This is a genomic window from Streptomyces rubradiris, assembly GCF_016860525.1.
In the GTDB taxonomy this organism is placed as follows: Bacteria; Actinomycetota; Actinomycetes; order Streptomycetales; family Streptomycetaceae; genus Streptomyces; species Streptomyces rubradiris.
Genome location: NZ_BNEA01000015.1, coordinates 4428933 through 4451701 on the forward strand (window position 1 = coordinate 4428933; position 22769 = coordinate 4451701).

General features: G+C 71.1%; 27 protein-coding genes. 10 read left to right on the plus strand and 17 right to left on the minus strand.

The window, feature by feature from the left end; translation table 11 throughout:
- Positions 1-10: 10 nt before the first annotated feature.
- The 3 genes from Srubr_RS32870 to Srubr_RS32880 form a co-directional block, all read right to left on the minus strand.
- Entirely contained in the window at positions 11-250 is a 240-nt protein-coding gene (locus tag Srubr_RS32870; protein WP_189992665.1) for a hypothetical protein, read from the minus strand.
- Entirely contained in the window at positions 247-573 is a 327-nt protein-coding gene (locus tag Srubr_RS32875) for a DUF6247 family protein (RefSeq protein WP_189992664.1), read from the minus strand. The genes Srubr_RS32870 and Srubr_RS32875 overlap by 4 nt, the downstream gene beginning before the upstream one ends.
- Positions 574-666: 93 nt before the next feature.
- Positions 667-954, minus strand: a complete 288-nt coding sequence (locus tag Srubr_RS32880; protein ID WP_189992661.1) for a hypothetical protein — start codon at positions 952-954, stop codon at positions 667-669.
- A 119-nt stretch (positions 955-1073) separates the two neighbouring features.
- Between Srubr_RS32880 and Srubr_RS32885 the strand changes: the two genes are divergently transcribed.
- Together Srubr_RS32885 and Srubr_RS32890 are read left to right on the plus strand one after the other, a co-directional pair.
- On the plus strand, positions 1074-1898 hold the full coding sequence (locus Srubr_RS32885; RefSeq protein WP_189992659.1) for a helix-turn-helix domain-containing protein: 825 nt from the start codon (positions 1074-1076) through the stop codon (positions 1896-1898).
- A complete protein-coding gene (locus Srubr_RS32890; RefSeq protein WP_189992656.1) occupies positions 1895-2116 on the plus strand; it encodes a DUF397 domain-containing protein in 222 nt (73 codons plus the stop codon). The genes Srubr_RS32885 and Srubr_RS32890 overlap by 4 nt, the downstream gene beginning before the upstream one ends.
- A 65-nt stretch (positions 2117-2181) precedes the next feature.
- Here Srubr_RS32890 and Srubr_RS32895 read toward each other — a convergent pair whose 3' ends face one another.
- Complete coding sequence (locus Srubr_RS32895; RefSeq protein WP_189992654.1) at positions 2182-4233, minus strand: pectinesterase family protein; 2052 nt, start codon at positions 4231-4233, stop codon at positions 2182-2184.
- 78 nt (positions 4234-4311) lie between these two features.
- On the minus strand, positions 4312-5091 hold the full coding sequence (locus tag Srubr_RS32900) for an NAD(P)H-dependent oxidoreductase (RefSeq protein ID WP_189992652.1): 780 nt from the start codon (positions 5089-5091) through the stop codon (positions 4312-4314).
- Positions 5092-5237: 146 nt separating this feature from the next.
- Between Srubr_RS32900 and Srubr_RS32905 the strand changes: the two genes are divergently transcribed.
- Complete coding sequence (locus Srubr_RS32905) at positions 5238-6098, plus strand: helix-turn-helix transcriptional regulator (protein WP_189992650.1); 861 nt, start codon at positions 5238-5240, stop codon at positions 6096-6098.
- 1 nt (position 6099) lies between these two features.
- Here the strand turns inward: Srubr_RS32905 and Srubr_RS32910 are convergent, their stop codons facing one another.
- The 6 genes from Srubr_RS32910 to Srubr_RS32935 form a co-directional block, all read right to left on the minus strand.
- Positions 6100-7560 carry a sensor histidine kinase gene (locus tag Srubr_RS32910; protein ID WP_189992648.1) on the minus strand — a complete coding sequence of 487 codons (1461 nt, stop codon included), beginning with the start codon at positions 7558-7560 and terminating at the stop codon, positions 6100-6102.
- Positions 7557-8291: a response regulator transcription factor gene (locus tag Srubr_RS32915; RefSeq protein ID WP_030612487.1), complete on the minus strand. Its 735-nt coding sequence runs from the start codon at positions 8289-8291 to the stop codon at positions 7557-7559. Before Srubr_RS32915 ends, Srubr_RS32910 begins: the two co-directional genes overlap by 4 nt.
- A gap of 90 nt (positions 8292-8381) precedes the next feature.
- Positions 8382-8609 (minus strand): hypothetical protein, encoded by a 228-nt coding sequence (locus Srubr_RS32920; RefSeq protein ID WP_189992645.1) that lies wholly within the window; start codon positions 8607-8609, stop codon positions 8382-8384.
- Between the two features lie 47 nt (positions 8610-8656).
- Positions 8657-9625 carry a S1C family serine protease gene (locus Srubr_RS32925; protein ID WP_189992643.1) on the minus strand — a complete coding sequence of 323 codons (969 nt, stop codon included), beginning with the start codon at positions 9623-9625 and terminating at the stop codon, positions 8657-8659.
- Between the two features lie 109 nt (positions 9626-9734).
- The gene (locus Srubr_RS32930) at positions 9735-10757 is read right to left on the minus strand and encodes a LacI family DNA-binding transcriptional regulator (RefSeq protein ID WP_189992641.1); all 1023 of its coding nucleotides are present in this window, start codon (positions 10755-10757) and stop codon (positions 9735-9737) included.
- Positions 10758-10841: 84 nt separating this feature from the next.
- Positions 10842-11621, minus strand: coding sequence for a winged helix-turn-helix transcriptional regulator (locus tag Srubr_RS32935; protein ID WP_189992639.1), 780 nt, complete (start codon positions 11619-11621; stop codon positions 10842-10844).
- A gap of 182 nt (positions 11622-11803) precedes the next feature.
- Here Srubr_RS32935 and Srubr_RS32940 point away from each other — a divergent pair, with 182 nt between their 5' ends.
- The 6 genes from Srubr_RS32940 to besB all read left to right on the plus strand — a co-directional run bounded on the left by Srubr_RS32940 (position 11804) and on the right by besB (position 17901).
- Positions 11804-12664 (plus strand): alpha/beta hydrolase, encoded by an 861-nt coding sequence (locus Srubr_RS32940; protein WP_189992637.1) that lies wholly within the window; start codon positions 11804-11806, stop codon positions 12662-12664.
- Between the two features lie 56 nt (positions 12665-12720).
- Positions 12721-12975, plus strand: coding sequence for a MoaD/ThiS family protein (locus Srubr_RS32945; RefSeq protein ID WP_189992635.1), 255 nt, complete (start codon positions 12721-12723; stop codon positions 12973-12975).
- 2 nt (positions 12976-12977) lie between these two features.
- Positions 12978-14327: a hypothetical protein gene (locus Srubr_RS32950; RefSeq protein WP_189992633.1), complete on the plus strand. Its 1350-nt coding sequence runs from the start codon at positions 12978-12980 to the stop codon at positions 14325-14327.
- 431 nt (positions 14328-14758) lie between these two features.
- Complete coding sequence (gene besD / locus Srubr_RS32955; protein ID WP_189992631.1) at positions 14759-15514, plus strand: L-lysine 4-chlorinase BesD; 756 nt, start codon at positions 14759-14761, stop codon at positions 15512-15514.
- A 78-nt stretch (positions 15515-15592) separates the two neighbouring features.
- Positions 15593-16360, plus strand: a complete 768-nt coding sequence (besC, locus tag Srubr_RS32960) for a 4-chloro-allylglycine synthase BesC (protein WP_189992629.1) — start codon at positions 15593-15595, stop codon at positions 16358-16360.
- On the plus strand, positions 16357-17901 hold the full coding sequence (gene besB / locus Srubr_RS32965; protein ID WP_189992627.1) for an L-2-amino-4-chloropent-4-enoate dechlorinase/desaturase BesB: 1545 nt from the start codon (positions 16357-16359) through the stop codon (positions 17899-17901). The genes besC and besB overlap by 4 nt, the downstream gene beginning before the upstream one ends.
- A gap of 60 nt (positions 17902-17961) precedes the next feature.
- Here besB and besA read toward each other — a convergent pair whose 3' ends face one another.
- The 5 genes from besA to Srubr_RS32985 form a co-directional block, all read right to left on the minus strand.
- On the minus strand, positions 17962-19356 hold the full coding sequence (besA, locus tag Srubr_RS32970) for an L-propargylglycine--L-glutamate ligase BesA (RefSeq protein ID WP_189992625.1): 1395 nt from the start codon (positions 19354-19356) through the stop codon (positions 17962-17964).
- A gap of 183 nt (positions 19357-19539) precedes the next feature.
- Entirely contained in the window at positions 19540-19827 is a 288-nt protein-coding gene (locus Srubr_RS32975) for a DUF1416 domain-containing protein (protein WP_030792004.1), read from the minus strand.
- A gap of 33 nt (positions 19828-19860) precedes the next feature.
- Positions 19861-20706 carry a sulfurtransferase gene (locus tag Srubr_RS32980; RefSeq protein WP_189992623.1) on the minus strand — a complete coding sequence of 282 codons (846 nt, stop codon included), beginning with the start codon at positions 20704-20706 and terminating at the stop codon, positions 19861-19863.
- Positions 20707-20830: 124 nt separating this feature from the next.
- Entirely contained in the window at positions 20831-20938 is a 108-nt protein-coding gene (locus tag Srubr_RS42140) for an Ms5788A family Cys-rich leader peptide (RefSeq protein ID WP_351326910.1), read from the minus strand.
- Between the two features lie 221 nt (positions 20939-21159).
- Entirely contained in the window at positions 21160-21897 is a 738-nt protein-coding gene (locus tag Srubr_RS32985; protein ID WP_189992621.1) for an LmeA family phospholipid-binding protein, read from the minus strand.
- A gap of 137 nt (positions 21898-22034) precedes the next feature.
- Here Srubr_RS32985 and Srubr_RS32990 point away from each other — a divergent pair, with 137 nt between their 5' ends.
- Positions 22035-22298: a DUF3099 domain-containing protein gene (locus Srubr_RS32990; RefSeq protein WP_189992618.1), complete on the plus strand. Its 264-nt coding sequence runs from the start codon at positions 22035-22037 to the stop codon at positions 22296-22298.
- A gap of 31 nt (positions 22299-22329) precedes the next feature.
- On the opposite strand, the gene Srubr_RS32995 is transcribed toward Srubr_RS32990, so the two are convergent.
- The gene (locus Srubr_RS32995; protein ID WP_189992616.1) at positions 22330-22692 is read right to left on the minus strand and encodes a DsrE family protein; all 363 of its coding nucleotides are present in this window, start codon (positions 22690-22692) and stop codon (positions 22330-22332) included.
- Positions 22693-22769 lie beyond the last annotated feature (77 nt).

The window sequence follows — 22769 nt, forward strand, 5'->3', positions numbered from 1 at the left end:
GTGGACAAGGTCAGAGGGCGACCAGATCGATCACGTTGATCACCACGTGCCGGTTCGACACGATGTAGGTGACGAAGCCGCCGGTGAACGCGGCGGACCAGCTGTTGTCGCGGTTGCTGGTCGCGGGCGGGCCGAACGGGTTGAGGGCGAGCCGCTTCTCCAGGCTCTCCAGGGCCTCCCGCTGAGGTCCCGGAAGCGCGGCCTTGCGCCGGGCCGCACGCTCCACGTACCTGATCGAGTACGCGCTCACCCGCACCTGCTCGTGTCGACGGGGTGGTTGTCGGCGTCGTAGGCGTTGCCGTCCGCGTCGTAGAAGACCAGGTCTTCCGTGTCGCCCTCCGTCATGCGCTTGACGGTCTGCTCCACCTCGTCGAGGTACCCGGGGGTGGCGCAGGCGCAGGCGAACGGGAACCACTTGTCGATCACCGCGTCGAGCCCCGGCCGGTCGAACTCCGCCGCCGCGCTCAGCCAGTCCCGCTCGAAGTCCTTCAGCCAGTCGGGGCGCCGCTGCAGAGCCGCACGGATCGCGTCCGGGGTCCTCTCGCAGGAGTTCGGATCCACCTCGTGGGCCATGATCGCGCTCTCTTCTTCGGCTGGGACGGTGGGGGCGCCTGGGAGTCCACGGTAGACCGTTGCGGGGGTGCGGGACCGGTTGTGCACGAGGCGTCAGCGCTCGTACGCGGCGGGGATGCGGGCGCCCCTGCTGTGGGCGATGCGGATCACTTCCTCCAGGGACTCGCCGGCCCGGGTCAGCGCGAAGCGTACGGCGCGTTCGCCCGCCGTTTCGTCCGCGAGCACGGCTCTCGCGCCGGCCAGCACCTGCTCACCCGACCGCAGCTGTGCCGCCTCCACGTCGTCCGCGAGCCGGGACAGGCGGCTGCCGTCGTGGTCCGCGCTGAGATAGCAGGGCTTGCCCTCGGGGCTCGTCCAGGGCAGCAGGCGCAACTCGGCCATGAGAAGTCTCCGTTGTGGGGGTGACGATTACGGTTCGTACCTCGATCGTCACGGACGGCGAGTAGGCTGCGGAAGAGGTGTCGTGTTGTCCGTGAGCAGGGACAACAGGGAGGGGTGACGTGGGCGAAACCGTTGACCCGGGGCCGGTGTCCGGGCGGGCCATCCTCGGGCAGACCCTGAAAGTCCTGCGCGACAAGGCCGGCAAGTCCCTGGGCCAACTGGCCGAGGACACCGGCTACGACAAGAGCTACCTGAGCCGCCTGGAGTCCGGCGAGCGCCTGTCCAAGGTGACGGTGATGGAGGACCTGGACAGCTACTACGGCACGGGTTCCCTGCTGGTCGGCCACTGGAAGGCTGCGCGCCTGGACGCCTTCAAGGACCAGTACAAGGCGTTCATGAAGCTGGAGGCTACGGCGCGGATCATGTGGATGTTCACGCCGGGTGTGCCAGGGCTCATCCAGACCGAGGACTTCGCTCAAGAAGTGCTGTCGGGACCTCAGACAACGCTCGAGGACGACGACTGGGTTGAGGAGCAGGTAGCGGCCAGGCTTGGACGGCAGTACCTGTTGCGACAGAAGCCGGAGCCCAGCGTCCGGATCATCATGGATGAATACGCGTTCCGGCGTCCGGCGGCCGTCCAGAAGACCTGGGAGGAGCAGCTGATCCGCATAGAGGCCGTTGCGATGCTGCCGAATGTGGCGCTCCAAGTGCTGCCGTTTACCGCCGGACTCCATCACCACATGCATGCGTCGCTGACGTTGCTGTGGCAGAAGGACGCGACGGGAGTGGCCTACGTAGAAGGCAGCACCCGGGGCGAGTTGACCGAGGATCCGGACAGTGTTCTGCGCCACAGACTGTCCTACGATCGGCTCCGGGACATGGCGTTGTCCCCCACGGACTCGCTCGGGTTCATCAGGGACCTACTGGAGGAGCACAGATCATGAACCGCAACCTCGACCTCAGCAGCGCGGCTTGGCGCAAGTCGAGCTACAGCGACGGAGGAGCCAACAACTGCGTCGAGGTTGCCGACGGCTACCCGGGTGTTGTCCCGGTCCGCGACAGCAAAACCCCCGCCTCCCGGCCCTTGGTTCTCTCGGCCGTTTCCTGGGTCGGGTTGGTGGACGGGATCAAGCGTGGGTGGGGCGTGCGCACGTGCGGGTGATGTGAGGCGTCCATGGTCGCCGTCAGCCGCCCCGTAACCGAGGCGGCTGACGGCGTGTCCCACACTCAGGACGCCGAAGGAGTCCAGTCCCCCAACCAGTCACCGATCTCCTGGCCGGAGGCCTGCGCGTCGGTCAGTTGGGGGCGGTCCGTGCTTGCCGCTCCCGCGCCCGCGCCCGTGTTCTTGTATTCCGCGAAGCGGTCGTCCTTCCAGGAGAAGCCGCTCATGTCGGTCCAGGGGGTTGTTTTGATCGCCGCGCTCAACGACGTGTTGCGGACCGTGGTCTGCGGGTCCAGCGTGGCGTCGCCGCCGGCGTGCCAGGGGCGGCCCAGGTAGAAGGTGCGGTCGGAGACGTCGCCCGAAACCGTCGAGTTGGCTATCAGGATGCCCTTGCGGTTCGCCGCCGTGGACGGGGCCGTCACGTAACCCGCCGACGTGCCGTTCCAGCGCTTCTTCAGGGTGATGACCGACTTGTCGATCACCGCGGTCGCCCGGCCGAAGATGAAGTCGACGTTGCCGATCACGTACGAGTTGGTCATGTAGACCCGGCCGAGGCGGTCCTTCGACGCCGTGTCCAGGAGGAGGGTGTCCTGGTCGCCGGAGACGATCACCCCGTCCAGGAAGATCTTGTCGGACGCCGTGCGGAGCGCCACCGCCTGCTGCGCGATGTCCTGGTGGGCCGCCTCGTCGAAGTCGTTCGTGATGCTGAGGTTGCGCGCCTGGAAGTCGTCGGCCTCCACGGCCACGGTCGCGCTGCCGCCGGTGCCGTACGTGCCCGAGCCGTCCGGCTTGGGCGTCCCGGACGCGTTGTTGTAGACGATCACCGTGTCCTTGCGGCTGGCGCCCGTGCCCTGGATCGTGACGTGCGGCTTGTTCGACGGGATCTTCACCGTCTCGCGGTAGGTGCCGGGCTTCACCGCGATGACCACCCGGGACGGGTTGTTCGCCGGGACCGCGTTCACGGCCGCCTGGACGGACGTGTACTGGCCCGAGCCGTCCTTGGCAACCATCAGCGTGGTGGCCGCCGCCTTGGCCGTCTTCGTGGTCGTGCCCAGGGAACTACGCGGACCGGCGCCCGACTTCACCACCGACGGGACGTCCGCCGCCTTGTCCGGTGTGTACGCGTAGTAGCTCCTCGGGTCCCACGACCCGCCCGTGCCGCCGCTCTCGTTGCGGCCGCTCGTGCCCGAGAAGACGTTGCCTCGCTGCACGAGGGTGGCCGTCGAGTCCCTGATCACCGGGTTGGCCAGGCCCTGGAAGTACGAGTTCTCCAGCAGCATGTTCGTCCTGCCGCGCGCGTAGTTGCCGTAGGACGCCTTGATCGTCGTACCCGGCTCGTCCACCAGGTAGTTGTTGTACAGGTGGGCGTGGGCCACATTGTCCGTGGACGGGTTGCGCTGCTCGGTCTCGCGGATCCAGTTGTGGTGGATGGTGATGTCCGCCGTGGTGTTCTCGGTCCAGCCGATGCCGAACGCCTTGTTCTCCTGGCCGAGCCGGTTCCAGGACACGGTCAGGTACGTGGTGTCCTTGCGGCTGTCGATCAGCCCGTCCGCCATGTGCCGGATGTCGTTGTGGTCGATCCAGACGTGGTGGGCGCCGTCCATCTGGATGCCGTCGTAGTCGTGCTCCTTGTCGTTCCAGACGCCCTGGTACGCGTCCCGGATCGTCAGGTTCCGGATGATCACGTTGTGGACGCCCTGGCCCAGGAAGAAGCCGCCGCCGACGATCTGGCCCGAGGTGCCGGCGCCGATGATGGTCTTGTCCGACTGGACCTTGATCTCCTTGCCGACCGGGTCCATCGTGATGGCCGCGGCCACGACGATGATGTACGGCTTGTCGGCGGTGGCGTACTTCTCCAGGTCCGCGAGGGTCTTCACGGTGACGATCTCGCCGCCGCGCCCGCCGTACGTGCCGTTCTGCCCGAGCGCGTTCACCGAGGCGAACCCGTCGGCGGCCTGCGTGGCCCACGCCGGTACGGCGGTCGCGGCCGACGCGTGCGACGAACCGCCGGGGCCGAGCAGGCCGTAGCCGAGTCCGCCCGCCGCCGCGAGCGCGAGCGGCAGCCCGACCGCGAACGCGGCACGGCTCCTGCGGTGACGGGGAGTGCGAGTGCTCATGAGCGACTCCAGGTGTGGTCCGTGTGGGGGTGCCACACCGGAGTCGCCGCGGGACGCGGAAAGGTTGCCGGGCGGCGGTCAGCCCGCTATGTGGAGGCCGAAGCCCGTGCGGCCCGGCAGCTCCAGGCCCTCGCGCAGGCGCATCGACGGCATCTCGTAGTCGCCGTGGTTCTGGCGGCGGTAGGGGATCGGGTCGGTGTCCTCCAGGGTCAGCAGCCGCTTCTTCCACCGCTCGGCCGCGTCCGCGAAGGCCTCGGCGGACATCCGTACCGTCCGGTGCAGGACGAACGGCGGCAGCACGTCCATGCCGGGGTGGTAGAGGATGCCGTGCTGGATCGGGAACAGCAGGTCGTCGATGGGGCCGTTGATGCCCCGGTCCGAGTACTGGGACTCGGGGCCGCCGACCGTCACCGACAGCATGGCGCGCCTGCCCTTCAGGGTGCCGTCGCCGAAGCGGTCGCCGTACCGGGTCTCGTTGTGCTCGCCGACGCCGTACCCGAAGCCGTAGGTGTACACCCGGTCCACCCAGCCCTTGAGGATCGCCGGCATCGAGTACCACCACAGCGGGAACTGGAGGATCACGGTGTCCGCCCACAGCAGCTTCTCCTGCTCGGCCCGGATGTCGGCGGACAGCGCGCCGGACTCGAAGGCGCGGCCGGAGTCGTGGACCACGTCCAGCGGGCTGGAGGCGGCGTCGCCGAAGTCGTCCGCGTCGACGGTGGGCTTCCAGTCCATCGCGTACAGGTCGCTGACCCGCACCTCGTGCCCCGCTCCGGTCAGCGTCTCCACCGCGATGTCGGTGAGCGCGCCGTTCAGCGACCGCCGCTCGGGGTGGGCGTGCACGATGAAGACCTTCATGTTCTGCTCCTGCTCGGTTGGATCGGGATGCCCTCGATCCTGGCCGGACCGACGCCCGCGATTCAGGGGCGCTTCCTCCGTAGGCCCGGACTTCCTGGTACTGGCGGGGCCACCCAGCCGGGCCGTCGCGCGCGGATACTGGAGCGATGGACGATCTGGCTGACTTCCTGCGCACCCGGCGGGCCCGGGTCCGCCCCGAGAGCGTCGGCATCCGCCCGGATTCCCGGCGCCGCGTGACCGGGCTGCGGCGCGAGGAGGTCGCGCACCTGTCGGGCGTGAGCGTCGACTACTACGTCCGGCTGGAGCAGGGCCGGGCCCGGCAGCCGTCGGTGCAGGTGCTCGACGCGCTCGCCCGGGTCCTCGGCCTGGACGACGTGGAACGCGAGCACCTGCACCGGCTCGCCCGCAGGGCGGTGGGCGAGCCCCGGCGGGCCACCTCGGCACGGCCGCGCCCCGGACTGCTGCGGGTGCTGGAGCTGATCGGCGACGCCCCCGCGTTCCTCATCGACCACCGGCTGACCGTGCTGGCCGCGAACCGGCTCGGCGACATGATCTACAGCCGGCCGGCCGAGGGCCTGAACATCGCCCGGCACATCTTCCTGACCGAGGAGGGGCGGGCGCTGTTCGCGGACTGGGAGAACTGCACCCTCGACATCGTCGGCCATCTGCGGCTGGCGGCCGGCCGCTGCCCCGGCGACCGGGAACTGGCCGCCCTCATCGGCGAACTCGCCATGCACAGCGAACGCTTCCGGCAGCTGTGGGCGCGCGCCGACGTCCGCACCCGCACCCACGGCCCCAAGGCGTACCACCACCCGGCGGTCGGCTACCTGGAACTGCACCAGGAGAACTTCGCCCTCCCGGACGTCACCGGCGCGGAGCTGATCATCCAGTCGGCCGCCCCCGGCACCGCCGCCCACGACAGCCTGCGCCTGCTGGCCAGCCTCGGCGCGACCGGCCGGCGAGCCCCGGTCGCCGACCGGCCCGAGCGGGCCGCGGACGGGGCCTGACTCAGCCGGCCGCCGTCTGAGGCGCTTCCGGCGGCGGGGTCGGGGCGCCCGGCAGGCGGACCGTGACCACCGTGCCGGTGCCCTCGGCGCGGGCCAGGGTGACCTTGCCGCCCGCCTGCTGGACCGTACGGGCCACGATGGACAGGCCGAGACCCGAGCCGGGCAGGGCGCGGGCGCTGGGGGAGCGCCAGAACCGGTCGAAGACGTGCGGGAGTTCCTGCTCGGGGATGCCGGGGCCGTGGTCGCGGACGGTCAGCACGCCCGCGTGCAGCGCCACCTCGATCGTGCCGCCCTCGGGGCTGAACTTCACCGCGTTGTCCAGGATGTTGACCACGGCCCGCTCCAGCGCGGACGGCTCCGCCCGCACGTACCAGGGCTCCAGGTCGGCGGTGATCGACAGCTCCGGGCCGCGCAGCCGGGCCCGGCGCAGCGCCGCCTCCACGGTGTCCCGGAACGAGACGACCTGTACCCGCTCGCCGCGCTGTCCCTCCGAGCGGGACAGCTCCTGGAGGTCGCCGATCAGCGCGGCCAGCTCCGTCATCTGCGCCTTCACCGAGGCGAGCAGCGCCTTGCGGTCCTCGGGCGGCAGCGGGCGGCCCGTCTCCTCGCTGCGGGTCAGCAGCTCGATGTTGGTGCGCAACGACGTCAGGGGCGTACGGAGTTCATGGCCGGCGTCGGCGATCAACTGCTGCTGGAGGTCGCGGGAGCTGGCCAGTGAGGCGGTCATCGAGTTGAACGACCGGGACAGCCGGGCCACCTCGTCCTCGCTGTCCTCCTCCACCGGGATGCGCACGCTCAGATCCTCGGTACGGGCCACGTGCTCCACGGCCTCCGTCAGCCGGTCCACCGGCCGCAGCCCGACCCGCGCCACCGCGAGCCCCGCCGCGCCGGCGCCGAGGACCCCGATGGCCGACACCAGCAGCAGGATCAGCGCGAGGTCGTTGAGGTTCTGCTGGGTGCTCTTGAGCGGCATCGCGATGAGCACGCCGACGTTGGGCCCGCGCTCGCCGGTCGAGGACGCGGTGGCCAGCAGCGGCCGGGTGAGCACCCGTACGTCGTTGCCCTCGCTGTCGGTGCCGTTGCGGAAGTAGAGCGTGCCGACGTCCAGGTTCCGGATCTCCGACTTGTCGGCCGCCGTGACGTTGATCTTCACCGAGGCGCCCCCGAACAGGCAGACCTTGCCGTCCTCCGTGACCACCTGGGAGTACCGGTCCCGGAACGGGTTGTCGGACGGCGGGGTGTCCGTGCAGCGGGCCAGGGCCAGCAGCACCTGGTCGGGCTGGGTGTTGTTCTTCAGCGACTTGCGCAGATCGTCGTCCACTTGGTCGTACAGCTTGCGCTCCACGATGAACCAGCAGGTCATCGACACCGCGGCCACCGCGAACGCCACCGCCGCCGCGACCAGCATCGCCAGCCGTGCCCGGATCGGCAGCGCCCGGTACCGGCGCAGCAGACGTTTCACTCGGCGCCGCCCTGCCTCAGGACGTAGCCCACGCCCCGCACCGTGTGCACCAGGCGCGGCTCGCCGCCCGCCTCGGTCTTGCGGCGCAGGTACATCACGTACACGTCCAGCGAGTTGGAGGACGGCTCGAAGTCGAAGCCCCACACCGCCTTCAGGATCTGCTCCCGGGTGAGCACCTGGCGCGGATGGGCCATGAACATCTCCAGCAGGGTGAACTCGGTGCGGGTCAGCTCCACCGGCCGCTCGCCCCGGGTCACCTCCCGGGTGGCCAGGTTCATCCGCAGGTCGGCGAAGGTGAGCGCCTCGTCCTGCCGGGCCTCGGCGGACACGCCCGCCGCGTAGGAGCTGCGGCGCAGCAGCGCCCGGATCCGGGCGAACAGCTCGTCCAGCTCGAACGGCTTGACCAGGTAGTCGTCGGCGCCCGCGTCCAGGCCGGTCACCCGGTCGCCGACCGTGTCGCGGGCGGTGAGCATCAGGATCGGGGTGGTGTCCCCCGCGCCCCGGATGCGGCGGGCCGCCGTCAGACCGTCCATGCGGGGCATCTGGATGTCCAGCACGACCAGGTCCGGCCGGTAGGCGCCCGCCTTCTCCAGGGCGTCCGCCCCGTCGACGGCGACCTCGGTGTCGTACCCCTCGAAGGCCAGGCTGCGCTGCAGGGCCTCGCGCACGGCCGGCTCGTCGTCGACGATCAGGATGCGCTGGGGGTCACGGTCGCCTTCGGCGGGGCTCATCGCTCGCGGTTCCTCGGGGTGCGGTGGGACGGATGCGGTCGTCTCTCAGCGTGCCACGTCAGGCGGGCCGGTGAGGGACGCGCGGGCCGGTCAGGTCCGGACCGTGCTCAGCCGGTGCAGCGGAACCTTGCGGCGGTGCCGGCGGACGGCGGAGGTGCGCAGCCCCATCAGCTGCGGGACCGGGGTCACGGCCCGGGTCGCCACCTCGGGGGCGCGGGGCGCCGGTACGGGGACATGCAGCTCGGACACGATGGACAGGGCCAGGGTGAGGCCGGCGGGGCCGCGTTCGGCCATGCGGTGCGGAACGTGCTTGATCATGACCTGCTCCTTGCTGACTCGTGCGCCGGCTGGGGCGCGTGAGTGGTCTAGCTGGTGCCGCCCGACCGCAGCGCGGCCAGGTCGGACTTGACGGTGTTGACCGGGATGGCGAAGCCGAGGCCGATGCTGCCCGCCGCCGAGGACGACGCCTGCGAACCGGACGAGTACATCGCGGAGTTGATGCCGATGACCCGGCCGTTGGCGTCGAACAGCGCGCCGCCGGAGTTGCCGGGGTTCAGGGACGCGTCGGTCTGTATCGCCTTGTAGGTGGTGGTGGACGAGCCGGTGTCGCCGTTGAACTCGCGGCCGCCGAACCGGAACGGCCAGTCGCCGTCCGGGTCCTGGCCCTGGTTGTCGTCGGTGGAGACGGTGACGTCCCGGTTCAGGGCGGAGACGATGCCGCTGGTCACCGTGCCGGTCAGGCCCTCGGGGGAGCCGATGGCCACGACCGGGTCGCCGACCCGCACGGCGTCGGAGTCGCCGAGTGCCGCCGCCTTCAGTCCCTTGGCACCCCGCAGCTTGATCAGTGCGAGGTCCTTGGAGCTGTCGGTGCCCAGCACCTCGGCGGTGTAGCGCTTGCCGTCGCTGGTGCGCACCGTCACCGAGGAGGCGCCGGAGACGACGTGGTTGTTGGTGACGATCTCGCCGTCCGAGCTGATGATCACGCCGGAGCCGGTGGAGGAGCCGCCCGCGAGGGTCGCGTTGATCTCGACCACGCTCGGGCTGACCGCGGCGGCGATCGCGGCGACGTCACCCCGCTGGCTGGTCGGTACCGCGGGGGCGCCGACGGCGGTGGTGGCGTCCTTGCCGGTCAGCTCCTGCACGGTGTAGGCCGTGCCGCCGCCGACCGCCGCCGCCACGATCGCGACGGCCGCGAGCAGGGCCACCGGTCCGCGCCTGCGCTTCTTCCCCGGCTCCGGCGGCTGCCCCGGCTGGTACGGCGGCGGGGGCGGCCACTCGGCGTGCGCGGGGGAGGAAGGGTACGGCTGCTCGTAAGTGCCCTGGCTCTCGGTCATGACAAAAGAGTCCCCCGTGACCATGAGAGCTTCCTGAGTGCACGCTGAGAAGCCCGGCAGAACCGTGTTTGCCCGATATAAAGACGGGGACCGGCGCGGCGGTGGGGCGCTACACGCACCCGCAGCTCGTCCGGACCACCAGCCGCGACGGGAACGTCTTCAGCCGCTCCCGGCGTGATCCCGCCACCCGCAGCCCGTCGTCCAGCACCAGGTCGACCGCCGCCCGGGCCATCGCCGACCGGTCGGAGGCCACGGTGGTCAGCGGCGGGTCGGCGAGCGCGGCCTCCTTGATGTCGTCGAACCCGGCCACCCCCAGCTCCCCGGGCACGTCGATGCGCAGCTCGCGCGCGGCCCGCAGCAGGCCGATCGCCTGGTCGTCGGTGGAGCAGAAGATCGCCGGGGGGCGCCGGGGCCCGGACAGGATGTCCAGGGCGACGCGATAGGCGTCGTAGCGGTTGTACGGCGCCTCGAACAGCCGGCCCTCGACGGGCAGCCCGGCCTCCGCCATGGCCCGCTTCCAGCCCTCGACGTGGTCGGAGACCGGGTCGCCTACGGCCGGGGTCTCGGCCGTGCCACCCATGCAGGCCACGTACTCGTAGCCGTGCTCCAGCAGGTGGCGGACCGCGAGCTGGGCGCCGCCGAGGTCGTCCGTCACCACGGCCACGTCGTCGATGGCCTCCGGCCGCTCGTGCAGCAGCACCACCCGGGCGTCCCAGGCGTCGATCTCGGCGGCGGCGAGGTCGTTCAGCGCGTGGGAGACGAGGATCAGGCCCGAGACCCGCATCCCGAGGAAGGCGCGCAGATAGTGCACCTCGCGCTCGCCGATGTAGTCGGTGTTGCCGACCAGCACCATCTTCCCGCGCTCGGACGCCGCCTGTTCCACCGCGTGCGCCATCTCGCCGAAGAACGGCTGACGGGCGTCCGGGATGATCAGCCCTATGAGGTCGGTGCGCCGGGACGCCATGGCCTGCGCCACCCGGTCGGGCCGGTACCCCAGTTCCTTGATCGCGGCGAGGACGCGCTCGCGCGTGGCCGGGGCGACCGGCCGGGGTCCGTTGTTGATGACATAACTGACGACGGCGGTGGAGGTCCCAGCCAGCCGTGCCACGTCATCCCGAGTCACCTTGGCCACGCGCGGAGTCTACGCGGATGGACCCCTCCTGGGCAGGGCGTATCACCCGGCGAACCGGGCCGGACCGGGCGCTGCCGGGGGCGGTCAGGCGTCGGCGTGCACCTCGGCGCCGGCCGGCACGGCGGTTGCGTCCGCATCTTCCGCCTTTGCCCGGGCGGACTTGCCCTTGGCCTCGTCGGCGGAGCGGTCGGCCTTCTCGGGGGTAACGAATCGGTAACCCACGTTGCGGACGGTGCCGATCAGCGACTCGTGCTCCGGGCCGAGCTTGGCCCGCAGCCGCCGTACGTGCACGTCGACGGTCCGGGTGCCGCCGAAGTAGTCGTAGCCCCACACCTCCTGGAGCAGCTGGGCGCGGGTGAAGACCCGGCCGGGGTGCTGCGCGAGGTATTTGAGCAGCTCGAACTCCTTGAAGGTCAGGTCCAGGACCCGGCCCTTGAGCTTGGCGGAGTAGGTGGCCTCGTCCACGGACAGGTCGCCGTTGCGGATCTCCATGGGCGAGTCGTCGTTGACGAGCTGCTGGCGGCCCATGGCGAGGCGCAGCCGGGCCTCGACCTCCGCGGGACCGGCGGTGTCGAGCAGCACGTCGTCGATGCCCCAGTCCGCGGTGACGGCGGCGAGACCGCCCTCGGTGACGACGAGGACCAGCGGACAGCCGGGGCCGGTGGAGCGCAGCAGCTGGCACAGGCTGCGCACCTGGGGCAGGTCGCGGCGGCCGTCGACGAGGATGACGTCGGCACCCGGCGTGTCGACCAGCGCCGGACCCTCCGCCGGGGCCACCCGCACGTTGTGCAGGAGCAGGCCGAGGGCGGGGAGCACTTCTGTCGACGGCTGGAGGGCGTTGGTCAGGAGCAGCAGAGAACTCATATGTCTGGTTCCTCCTCGGTCCCTGCGAGGACGCTGTGCGGACGGGCACTGCTCTGCGATCCCGAAGGCCCCGTACACCCGCGGTCACCTGAGGTTTCCCGCTTCGTATACAACGCTTCCGAAAGCACAAAAGGACCCGGGGGCTACGCTGCCCGAGTCCTCTGCCCAGCAGAATAGCCCACATGAGCAACCGACCGGCAGGTGATGTGGCGCGTTCCGCCGTTCGTCCGGATGGCGAGACGGGCGGAGACGGCCCTATGCGGACTTTTCTGCGCACGGCCGACGGCATTCCGGTCGATTCCGTATACGATCCGGGCGCCGCCGTATACGAAGGCTTTGCCGACCCTTTGGCAGCCTCTTCTTCGTCCTCCCGTGACCTGGTGTTCGTGATCGCGCACGGCTTCACCGGGGACGTGGACCGCCCGCATGTGCGCCGGGTGGCCGGCGTGCTGCGCGCCCGCGGCGCGGTCCTCACCTTCTCCTTCCGCGGTCACGGGCGCTCCGGCGGCCGGTCCACCGTCGGCGACAAGGAGGTGCTGGACCTCGCCGCCGCCGTGGCGTGGGCCCGCCGCCTCGGGCACGCGCGCGTGGTCACCGTCGGCTTCTCCATGGGCGGCTCGGTGGTCCTGCGGCACGCGGCGCTGCACCCCGGCACGGTCGACGCCGTGGTCTCGGTGAGCGCGCCCGCCCGCTGGTACTACCGGGGCACGGCCCCGATGCGCCGGCTGCACTGGCTGGTCACCCGCCCCGAGGGCCGCCTGGTCGGCCGCTACGGCCTGCGCACCCGCATCCACCACCGCGACTGGGACCCGGTCCCGCTCTCCCCGGTGCAGGCCGCCGGGCGGATCGCCCCGACCCCGCTGCTCATCGTGCACGGCGACCGCGACGGCTACTTCCCGCTCGACCACCCCCGGATGCTCGCCGAGGCAGCCGGCGGCCACGGCGAGCTGTGGATCGAGGCGGGCATGGGCCACGCCGAGCACGCGGCGGACGACGCCCTGGTGGCGCGGATCGCGGACTGGGCGGTGTCCGCGGCGGGCTAGCCTGACTCACACTGTCTTTGACTTTTTCTTGTTCTTGCCGTCGATTGAGGATTCAGATGCCCAAGGTCACGGTGCGCTACTGGGCCGCCGCCAAGGCCGCGGCCGGGGTCGCCGAGGAGCCGTACGAGGCGGACACGCTGGCCGGCGCGCTGGCCGCCGTCCGCGAGCGCCACCCCGGCGAACTCACCCGCGTGCTCCAGCGTTGCTCCTTCCTCGTCGACGGCGACCCCGTCGGGACCCGCGCGCATGAGACGGTACGGCTGGCCGAGGGCGGCACGGTCGAGGTGCTCCCGCCGTTCGCAGGAGGGTGAGCATGACCGAGCAGCCGTACCAGGGCGGCCCCCACCAGGGCCACGATCCCTATCAGCAGCCCCAGCAGCAGTGGCCCGGACACGAGCAGCAGTACGGCCACGACCCCGAGCTGACCCAGCAGTGGCAGGGCCAGACCTGGGAGACCCAGACGCATCCGGCGGTGCCGGCGGAGGAGACGTCGTACCTGCCGCGGCAGGAGCAGGGGTACCCGCAGGCACCGGGCCACCAGCAGCCGCATGGGAATCAGCAGGCACAGGGGTACCAGCAGCCGCCGCAGGGGTACCAGCAGCCGCCGCAGGCGTACTTCCAGGACCCTGGCTATCAGCAGCCTCAGCAGCAGCAACCGCCTCACCAGCCTCAGCAGTACGCCGACCCGTACACGGGAGCATATGAAGGGGCGCACACCGGGGCGCATACGGGTTCGTACGGCGGTTCATACGGCGGTTCGTACGGGACGTACACCCCGGCGCAGGAACCCGAACCCCCTGCTCCTCCCGCTGCCGACTCCGCGCCTCCTGCTCCTCCCGCTGCCGACTCCGCCGGCCCCTCCGACGAGCCCGCCTACGGTCCCGCCACCCTCGCCGGGAACGCCCGGATCACCGACGCCCAGCGGGCCCGTCTGGAGGGCCGGTCCCCGATCATCGAGCCCGGGATGCAGCCGGCGGCGCTCACCGCGCTGCTGGGACTGCTGCTGGCCGCGGCGGCGCCCATCGCGTCGTACGCGCTGGTGGTCCCGCTGGTGGTGCTCCAGGCGGTGACGGCCGCGGGCTGGTTCCGGCTGAACGGCATGTGGCCCGCCCGGCAGGGCATCGCGCTGGCCTTCGCGGGCGCGCTGACGGCCGACGTGGCGGTCCTGGCGGCCGGCCGCGACCACGCCCTGGTGGCCATCCTCGGCCCGCTCGGCCTGTGGGTCCTGCTCTCCCTCGTGCTCCAGCTGCGCTCGCACGCCTCGCCGGACGAGCGGATGTACGGCCTGATGGCGACGGTGGTCTCGGCGGCCCTCGCGGTGCTGGCCACCGGCTATCTGGCCGCCGGCGCCCACGAGGTGTCGGTGGGCGCGGCGGCCGTCGCGGCGGCGGTCGTGGCCCGCGCCCTGCCGCTGCCGGGCCCGGCCCGGGTCGTGGCCGCGCTGCTCGCGGCGGGGGGCGCGGGCCTCGTGGTGGGCGGCATGACCGGCTTCGGCACCAAGGGCGCCGTCCTCGGCGCGGCGGCCGGGGTGTGCGCGCTGATCGGCCACCGGGCGGCGAGCTACGACTACCCGTCCCGCTTCGTGCACTTCACCGCGGGTGTCGCCCTGCCGCTGTCGGCGGCGGCCCCGGTGGTGTGGGTGCTGGGCCGCGCGCTCGGCTAGCCCGGTCCGCCCCGGGCCGCGCGCTCGGCCGGCCCGGTCCGCCGGGGCCGGGCCCTTGCCCTGGGCATATGAGCCCATGCCCTCGGCATATGGGCCCGTGTCCTGGGCATATGGGGGCGGGCTCATCGGGCCAATCAACCCGGTCACACGGGCCCCTTCCACCCCAGGCGGTGCCGACTGTGCGGACCGGCCGGCGGTCCGGGTGAATTCCCCCGGTGATCCATATCGCCGCCGTCGGTCCGCCGGCCTGCGCTTTTCCCTGATCGTCCCGGTTCGCACAGATGCTCTTGGCCGTAAATCGCGCCTTTCGATTCAGCACCCGTTGATCAGGCTCTGGGGCCTATCTAGCCTCTTCAGGAGTCTTCGCCGGGCCCAGACGCGCGTCGTCTTCGCCGAGCACGTAAATCCCCAGCCGAGCATGGGAGATCACCGTGAGCAGCAATGGGCAGGAAAGCACCGTCATCAATCCCCTGGAGCAGGGCGCACTGCGCCGCATGGCGCATCACTACCACCGGTACGGCATCGTCACTGTCACCGATCTGATTCGGGAAGACGTCCGCAAAAACGTGCGGGCGGAGGCGGACCGGCTGCTGGAGAAATACGCCGAGCGGCGTGATCTCCGCCTCCAGACCACCGGATACACCCGCCGCTCCATGTCCGTGGTGCAGAGCGAGACGATCGCGGGCAACAGCGAACTGGTCACCTCGATCTACGCGAATCCGGAACTGCTCGGCGCGCTGGAGCGCATAGCCGGCGAGAAACTGCATCCCTGCCCCAAGGCCGACGAGGAATTCCTCATCACCCGGCAGGAACGGAGCGGGGACACGCACGGCTGGCACTGGGGTGATTTCAGCTTCGCCCTCATCTGGGTGCTCCAGGCCCCGCCCATCGACATCGGCGGCATGCTCCAGTGCGTACCGCACACGGAGTGGGACAAGTCCGATCCGCGGATCCACCAGTATCTCGTGGACAATCCGATCCACACGTACCACTTCGAGTCGGGCGACGTGTATTTCCTGCGCACCGACACCACGCTCCACCGCACGGTTCCGCTGCGCGAGGACACCACCCGCATCATCCTGAACATGACCTGGGCGGGCGACCGCGACCTGCGGCGCGAGCTGCAGGGCGACGACCGCTGGTGGGAGGACGCCGATGTTTCGGCGGCCGCCGCCCTGGACGACTGACCGGCCACCGCGCCCGCGGCCCGGCAAGGGCCTGACGCAGAGCTCTTCCCCCGCTTTCCCCCGCGACGAGGGATCACCATGACCGATCTGAACACCCCGGAAACCAAGCCGCTGTCGGACCACTTCGACCACGTGGAGCCGGGAATCCGCCGGCGGATCGCCGTACAGGACCCGGAGATCAAGGACTATCTGGACGGCGTGCTCGCGAAAATCGCCTCCCACCGCGGCGTCGAGCACCCGTACCTGAACGCCTACCGCACCACGGCGCTCACCCCCGAGCAGGAGCGCCTGATGTACAGCGAGTGCTATTACTTCTTCCGCTACCTCCCGTTCTACATCACGGGAATGGCGGTCAAGACACGGGACGAGATGATCCTCCGGGAGATCATCCTGAACGTCGCCGACGAGGTCGGCAGCGATCCCACGCACTCCACGCTCTTCGCCGGCTTCCTCGCCCGGCTCGGCATCGACAAGGAGCACCTCGACGCCTACGAGCCGCTGGAGGTCACCAAGCGGCTCAACGACGGCATCCGGGTGCTGTACACCGAGTCGCCGATCCACAAGGCCCTCGGCGCGCTGTACGCCGACGAGACCATGTCGTCCATCATGGTCTCGAAGATCAACGACGGGCTGCGCAACCAGGGGTACGACGACGACCTGCGCCACTTCTGGCAGTTGCACATCGACGTCGAGGTGGGGCACAGCAACTCCGTCTTCAACGCCATCGCGCCCTACGTCCACTCGCCCGCCACCCGCGCCGAGTTCGAGGCGGGCGCCTACGAGTTCCTCGGGCTGGTGGAGGACTACTGGGACGGCGTGCAGCGGCTCGTGGGCCTCGACGCATGAGCCAAGCGGTATCCGGCACCACCGGGTCGGCCGACGGCCTGCGGCACATCGCCGCCGGCCGGCCCGTCCCCGGCTCCGTGCACTCGGTGTCCGTCTCGATCCCCGACGTGGCGTCGGTCATCGGGTACGAGTCGAACGACGCGGCCACCCTGAGCCGCATCTCCTGGGGCTACCCGCGCTTCCGCCCGCACCCGTACGTGGTGCGGGTGGCGGAGCTGGCCGCCCGGGAGGACCCGGGCGGGGAACTGCTGCTCACCCGCTCGGCGCGGGCCGCGCGGGCCGCCGCGGCCTACGCCGGCCTGCCGCCCGGCGCGGCGCGCGACCTCACCCTGGGCGGACACGCGCTGTCCGGGGTGCGGCTGCCCGCCGGGGGACCGGAGGCCGCGCGGGCGCGGGCCCACGTCATGCACACCGGCGGCCACCTGTCCTCGCGGCAGGCGGAGGACGTGCTGTGGGACGCGGGCCTGATCGACGGCCGGCAGCCCGAGGAGACGGCGGACGCCTCGCCCGCGCGCGCCGTCGCGGAGACCCTCGCCGGGGCCTACGGCGTGCCCGGCCCGGAGTACGTGGCGCTGCGCAACAGCGGCATGAACGCGGTGGCGGCGGCGATCGAGGCGGTCACGGAGATCCAGCGGGACGGCGGCCGGCGCCACTGGCTCCAGCTCGGCTGGATCTTCTTCGACACCATGCACCTGTTCGAGAAGCAGATCGTGGACGCCGAGCACACCACCGTGCCCGACCCGTTCGACCTGGCGGAGGTCGCCCGGGTGGCCGCCGCGCACGCGGGCGGACTGGCCGGCATCATCGCGGAGATCCCGAGCAACCCGGGGATGGGCGTCCCCGACCTGCCGGCGCTGCGCGAGATCGCCGACCGGGCCGGCTGCGCGCTGGTCGTGGACGCCACGATCGCCACCCCGCACAACGTCGACGTGGTGCCGTACGCCGACGTGGTCTGCGAGAGCCTGACCAAGTACGCCACCGGATCGGCGGACGTGCTGGCGGGCGCGGTGGTGGTCGCTCCCGGTTCGCCGTTCGCCGCGGACCTGCTGACCGTGCTGCCGCGGTACGGCGACGAGCCCTACCGCCGGGACACGGCCCGGGTGGCCGCCCGGATCCGCGGCTACGCGGAGCGGATGGCGCGGGTGAACGCGAACGCCCTGGCCCTCGCCGAGAGCCTGCGGCGCCGTGCGGACGTGGTCCGGGACATCGGCTGGGCGCTCGACGACCGGTCGGCCGCCAACTACCGCAAGGTGGCGCGGGACTCCGGTGGCCCCGGCGGGCTGCTGCTGCTGGATCTCAAGGTCCCCCTGGAGCTGGTCTACGACCGGCTCGCGGTGGCCAAGGGGCCCAGTTTCGGCGCGGAGTTCACCATGGCGTCCCCGCAGGTCTTCATCGCGCACTACGACCTGCTCACCACCCCCGGGGGACGGGCCGCGCTGCGCGAGCGGGGGCTGCACCGGGACATGCTGCGGGTCTCCGTCGGCACCGAGCCGCCGGAGCTGATCGCGGAGACCTTCGAGCGGGCCCTGCGCCCCGAGTGACCGGCGCGCAGGGAAGAGAGCGGTGCGGGTCCCCGGCCGTCCCGGGGACCCGCACCGCCGTCATCCGGCGGCGGGCCGCAGCAGCGCCGCCCGGGCGGCCTCGGTGTAGCGCTCGGCCGCCCCGAACGTCGGCGCCAGCGCGGTCAGTTCCACGAAGCCGCAGGTCTTCAGCGCGCCCAGGACGTGCAGCGCGACGCCCTCGCCCCGGTCCCGGCGGTAGAGCAGGTCCTCGGCGCGCAGCCGCGCCACCGCGGTCCGCGGGTCGAGCCGGCCCAGCGCCTCGGGGTCGAGGATGCGCCCGTGGACGTAGCACATGGCCTGCCCGTCCGGGCGGCGCAGCCGTCCGTCGGCGCCGACGTCCCGGCCGACCAGGGCCTCGGCGTAGCGCAGCACATGGCTGGGGCCGACCTTGCGCAGGTTGATCTCCACGGCGAGCGGTCCGCGGTCCCCGGCGATCACGAAGTCCACGCCGAAGCTGCCCCGGTGGCCGAGCGAGGCGAGCACCGCGCCGGTGCGGGCCACCGCGTCCGTGATGGCGGGCCGCCACCGCTCCTCGGCCGGGTACCGGCAGCCCCAGTACTGCCCCCCGGAGAGCACCTGGTCGTGGCACGCGAGCACCTTCACCGTGCCGTCGGCGGTGACGTACCCCTGGCCGCTGGGGGAGGAGGTGACCCCCTCCAGGAACTCCTCCACGATCACGCCCTCGTCGGCCAGCTCCCGGTGGAACTCCTCGGCGGACATCCGCAGGACCTCGGCCGAGCCGAGCAGGTCACCGGTGCGGGCGTACTTCTCGCAGTCGATCAGCACATTGCCGACCGAGGCCGCCCAGGTGCTCGCGCTGACCTTCACCAGCACGTGCCGGGGCCGGTCCGGGCCGCCGGCCAGCCGGCGGATCGCGGCGGCCACCTCCGCCTCGCCGCGCAGCGCCTCGGCCCCGCCGCCGGGCACCGGCACTCCGGCCCGCAGCAGGATCTCCTTGCTGCCCGCCTTGCTGCCCCAGCGCGCGGCCAGCGAGGCGTGCCCCTCGTCCAGGTCGGCCCCGATCCGGCGGGCCAGCTCGTCCAGCGCCTCGGACGCCATGAAGTGCACGATCCCGGCCCGCGCGGTCTTGCCGACGGCGTCCCGCAGCGTGGCCACGAGGCCGTCGTCACCGAGGACCAGGTCGTCCAGCGGGCGCGCCCGGCGGACGCCGGGGGTGAGCAGGGTCAGCCGGTCGCGCACGCTTTCGATCATTCGGTCGTCAAAACCGAAAACGTCCCGGAAATGATATTCGAGGGTGTAGGGATCGACGGGTTCGGAGGTGACGACGACCGCCCTTTCGTCCGGGTCGCGAAGGCTCCACAGAAAACCCAGGCTCCGCTCGGCGGAGTAACGCAGATACGGCACCTCTTCCAGCATGCGATCGGCGTAGTTGAGCGCGTAGATCAGGATCTGCGTGTAACCGGAATCTGCCATACGGGGAGATTAGGGGGGACGTCCGGGAAATGGTAGCGGAACCGCCCGTTCCGGTGATGGCCGGAAAATGACCCTGTCATCGCATAATCAATTTCGCGCTTTTTCGCGGCACATGCCGAAGGGCCGCGTCCCCGTCGGTGTCCAACCCCGGGAACGCGGCCCTTCAGCCGTCACAGTGAGTCCTCAGACCGCGATGGCGACCTCCGCGAGCCCGCCCTTCTGGGCGACGACCGTACGGTCCGCGGTCGCACCCGGCACCAGGGCGCGCACGGTCCACGTGCCCTCGGCCGCGTAGAAGCGGAACTGGCCGGTCGCGGAGGTGGGCACCTCCGCGGTGAACTCGCCGGTCGAGTCCAGCAGTCGGACGTAACCGGTCACCGGCTCGCCGTCGCGGGTCACCTGGCCCTGGATCGTGGTCTCACCGGGCTTGATCGCCGAGGCGTCCGGGCCGCCGGCCTTCGCTCCGCACATGTCGTACTCCTGAGGGGTTGTAAGGGGGCGGGCTTACTTGTTGGCGCCGAGCTCGATCGGCACGCCGACGAGGGAGCCGTACTCGGTCCAGGAGCCGTCGTAGTTCTTGACGTTCTCCACGCCCAGCAGCTCGTGCAGCACGAACCAGGTCAGGGCCGAGCGCTCACCGATGCGGCAGTAGGCGATCGTGTCCTTGGCGAGGTCGACGTTCTCCTCGGCGTAGAGGGCCTTCAGCTCCTCGTCCGACTTGAAGGTGCCGTCGTCGTTGGCGTTCTTCGACCACGGGATGTTCTTCGCGGTCGGCACGTGGCCCGGCCGCTGCGACTGCTCCTGCGGCAGGTGGGCCGGGGCGAGCAGCTTGCCGGAGAACTCGTCGGGCGAGCGGACGTCGACCAGGTTCTGGGCGCCGATGGCCGACACGACGTCGTCGCGGAAGGCACGGATCGAGGTGTCCTGCGGCTTGGCCTTGTACTCGGTCCGCGGGCGCTGCGGCACCTCGTCGCCGGCCACCAGCTCGCGGGCGTCCAGCTCCCACTTCTTGCGGCCGCCGTCGAGGAGCTTGACGCTCTCGTGGCCGTAGAGCTTGAAGTACCAGTAGGCGTACGACGCGAACCAGTTGTTGTTGCCGCCGTAGAGGATCACCGTGTGGTCGTTGGCGATGCCCTTCTCCGACAGGAGCTTTTCGAAGCCCTCCTGGTCGATGAAGTCACGGCGGACCGGGTCCTGGAGGTCCTTGGTCCAGTCGATGCGGATCGCGTTCTTGATGTGGTTCTTCTCGTAGGCGGACGTGTCCTCGTCCACTTCCACGATGGCGATGGTCGGGTCGTCCAGGTGCTCCTGGAGCCAGTCGGCGTCGACCAGGACGTCGCTGCGGCTCATGCTCTTCTCCTCCGGGGCAGTCGCGGCGGGGCGTGCGGGTGGAAAGGCGTGCGCTCGGTGCCCGAGCGGCACACGGATGCCCTGAGGCAGGGCGGATGAGGGACGCGGGAGCCGGGGCTTCCGCTCAGAAGGGGCGACAGAGCATGGCGGCCACGCGGCACAGGTCCACTGCCCGCCGCTTGGTGAGATCCGCCTGTCCCCGCGGCCGGAGGACGCTCGTCGAGTACCGCATGGGCCCGATCGTAGGGACGACCGGGCGGGCGTGTCACCGGTGTGTCATATGACGAGACGCGATCGTCCGGATACTGATACAGGATGGGTGTCCGGCAGCCCCTCCGGGGGCGGCCGGAAGCACGCGGGCTCAGCCGTGGCTACGCTGCGGACGCACTCGTCTCGCCAGTCGGACGATCCCTGTCCGCTCCCGGATGCCGGGCGGGCGGGGTGCCGGGGTGCCTACCCCGCCAGCCGGACGCCCGAACCCTTCACGCTGATCTCGACGCCTTCCGGCGCCGCCTGCACCTTGTCCAGCTTGATCCCGCCGGGCAGTCGGTCGATGGCCTGCTGGAAGTCGGTGATGGCGCGGATGCGGTTCTCGGCGATCGCGGCGCCGCCCAGGCTGGGCAGCGAGTCCGCGTGCACCTCGACCTTGCCGTCCACCACGCTCACCGAACTGAGCACGGACACCGTCTGCTTGATCCCGAGAGCGGGCGCGGTCAGCTCCACCGCCACCTTGATCTTCCCGTTGCCGCCGTCCGAAAGTCCGGTGACCCGGGCGCTGGCCCCCGGGGCGACCTCGGTCGGCTCCGGCTTGGCGGTCTTCAGCAGCTCGGCGTACGAGACCGTCCCGGTGCCGGTCGCGGTGGCCGCGGTGGCGGAGCCGAAGTCACTGGAGAACTCCACACCCTTCATGTGGGCCTTCAGGTCCTGGATCCGTATCGTCCGGCCGGCGTCGCCGGTGGCCGCGTCGTACTCGTCGATCCCGACCTCGACGTCGTCCAGGGAGCCTCCCGCGAGCTGGGTCAGGAAGGGAAAGCCCTTGATGTCCACGTCCGGGGTCGTGGCCAGCTGCTCGTTGGCCTTCAGCTTGTCCGCGGCCTCGCCCTCGGCGAAGTGCACGGCGACCCGGTCCGCGATCACGAACAGCGCGCCCAGGATCACGACGACGATCAGCAGTATGCGCAGGCCTCGCATGGGGTTCCCCCGGGTCGGTGGTGGCGGCGGTGGTGACGGGCGTCCGGTACGGATACGCCACGGTAACCCCGACGGTCCCGGCCGCCGGGGAATTGTGGATCAGTTGTGACAGGGCCGGCCGGTCCTACCCTGGAGCTATGTACGCCCGGCGACGGCACATCTACTTCGCCATGATGGGGACGTGTATCGGCCTCTTCGTCCTGGCCTGGGGAGTCGTACGCATCTGGTCGGTGCCGGCGGCCGTCGGCCTGTGCGTCGTGGCCATGGTCATCCCGCCGGTCGCCGCGATGGTCGCCAACCGGCGGGGCCCGGAGGACCGTTGGTGGGACGCCCCCTCGGGCGACCCGGAGTCGGACGAGTGGTGGGACGAACTGGACGGCAGGAAACGCCCGCGCCCCTGACGGGCGCCCGGCCTCAGTGGCCTCAGTGGCCTCAGTAGACGAGCGCCTGCGTGTCGTCGCCCAGGGCCTCCTGCACGAACACCTGCGCGCCCGCGATCCGTACGCCCTCGATGACGTCCTTCTCGGTGATCTCCCGGCGCGCGGCGCACTGCGTGCACAGCGTGATCCGCCCGGCCGCGAGAACCGACTCCAGCAGGTCGGGCAGCGGCGCGGCGTGCGGCAGCTCGAACTCGGCCGCCCGCCCCGGCAGCGCGAACCACGACGACTCCCCGGTCAGCCACAGCGACACGTCGACCCCGCTGGCCACGGCCACGGCGGCGACCGTGAACGCCTGAGAACACCGCTCGGGGGCGTCCGCGCCGGCCGTCACCTTGATAACGAGCTTTTTCGCCATGCCCGAATCGTAATCCGCTTGCCCGCAACTCCATGTGCATGCCATGAGTCATCCTGTGACGGCGCGGCCACGGAAGC

Excerpts from the sequence above, each read along its gene's own strand:
- Srubr_RS42140 (WP_351326910.1), bottom strand. The coding sequence starts at position 20,938 with ATGCGGTACTCGACGAGCGTCCTCCGGCCGCGGGGACAGGCGGATCTC.
- Srubr_RS32890 (WP_189992656.1), top strand. The coding sequence starts at position 1,895 with ATGAACCGCAACCTCGACCTCAGCAGCGCGGCTTGGCGCAAGTCGAGC.
- Srubr_RS32900 (WP_189992652.1), bottom strand. The coding sequence starts at position 5,091 with ATGAAGGTCTTCATCGTGCACGCCCACCCCGAGCGGCGGTCGCTGAAC.
- besB (WP_189992627.1), top strand. The coding sequence starts at position 16,357 with ATGAGCCAAGCGGTATCCGGCACCACCGGGTCGGCCGACGGCCTGCGG.
- Srubr_RS32995 (WP_189992616.1), bottom strand. The coding sequence starts at position 22,692 with ATGGCGAAAAAGCTCGTTATCAAGGTGACGGCCGGCGCGGACGCCCCC.
- besC (WP_189992629.1), top strand. The coding sequence starts at position 15,593 with ATGACCGATCTGAACACCCCGGAAACCAAGCCGCTGTCGGACCACTTC.
- Srubr_RS32895 (WP_189992654.1), bottom strand. The coding sequence starts at position 4,233 with ATGAGCACTCGCACTCCCCGTCACCGCAGGAGCCGTGCCGCGTTCGCG.
- Srubr_RS32975 (WP_030792004.1), bottom strand. The coding sequence starts at position 19,827 with ATGTGCGGAGCGAAGGCCGGCGGCCCGGACGCCTCGGCGATCAAGCCC.
- Srubr_RS32935 (WP_189992639.1), bottom strand. The coding sequence starts at position 11,621 with ATGAGTTCTCTGCTGCTCCTGACCAACGCCCTCCAGCCGTCGACAGAA.
- Srubr_RS32905 (WP_189992650.1), top strand. The coding sequence starts at position 5,238 with ATGGACGATCTGGCTGACTTCCTGCGCACCCGGCGGGCCCGGGTCCGC.
- Srubr_RS32945 (WP_189992635.1), top strand. The coding sequence starts at position 12,721 with ATGCCCAAGGTCACGGTGCGCTACTGGGCCGCCGCCAAGGCCGCGGCC.
- Srubr_RS32915 (WP_030612487.1), bottom strand. The coding sequence starts at position 8,291 with ATGAGCCCCGCCGAAGGCGACCGTGACCCCCAGCGCATCCTGATCGTC.
- Srubr_RS32875 (WP_189992664.1), bottom strand. The coding sequence starts at position 573 with ATGGCCCACGAGGTGGATCCGAACTCCTGCGAGAGGACCCCGGACGCG.
- Srubr_RS32980 (WP_189992623.1), bottom strand. The coding sequence starts at position 20,706 with ATGAGCCGCAGCGACGTCCTGGTCGACGCCGACTGGCTCCAGGAGCAC.
- Srubr_RS32985 (WP_189992621.1), bottom strand. The coding sequence starts at position 21,897 with ATGCGAGGCCTGCGCATACTGCTGATCGTCGTCGTGATCCTGGGCGCG.
- Srubr_RS32990 (WP_189992618.1), top strand. The coding sequence starts at position 22,035 with ATGTACGCCCGGCGACGGCACATCTACTTCGCCATGATGGGGACGTGT.
- Srubr_RS32950 (WP_189992633.1), top strand. The coding sequence starts at position 12,978 with ATGACCGAGCAGCCGTACCAGGGCGGCCCCCACCAGGGCCACGATCCC.
- besA (WP_189992625.1), bottom strand. The coding sequence starts at position 19,356 with ATGGCAGATTCCGGTTACACGCAGATCCTGATCTACGCGCTCAACTAC.
- Srubr_RS32880 (WP_189992661.1), bottom strand. The coding sequence starts at position 954 with ATGGCCGAGTTGCGCCTGCTGCCCTGGACGAGCCCCGAGGGCAAGCCC.
- Srubr_RS32920 (WP_189992645.1), bottom strand. The coding sequence starts at position 8,609 with ATGATCAAGCACGTTCCGCACCGCATGGCCGAACGCGGCCCCGCCGGC.
- Srubr_RS32940 (WP_189992637.1), top strand. The coding sequence starts at position 11,804 with ATGAGCAACCGACCGGCAGGTGATGTGGCGCGTTCCGCCGTTCGTCCG.
- Srubr_RS32925 (WP_189992643.1), bottom strand. The coding sequence starts at position 9,625 with ATGACCGAGAGCCAGGGCACTTACGAGCAGCCGTACCCTTCCTCCCCC.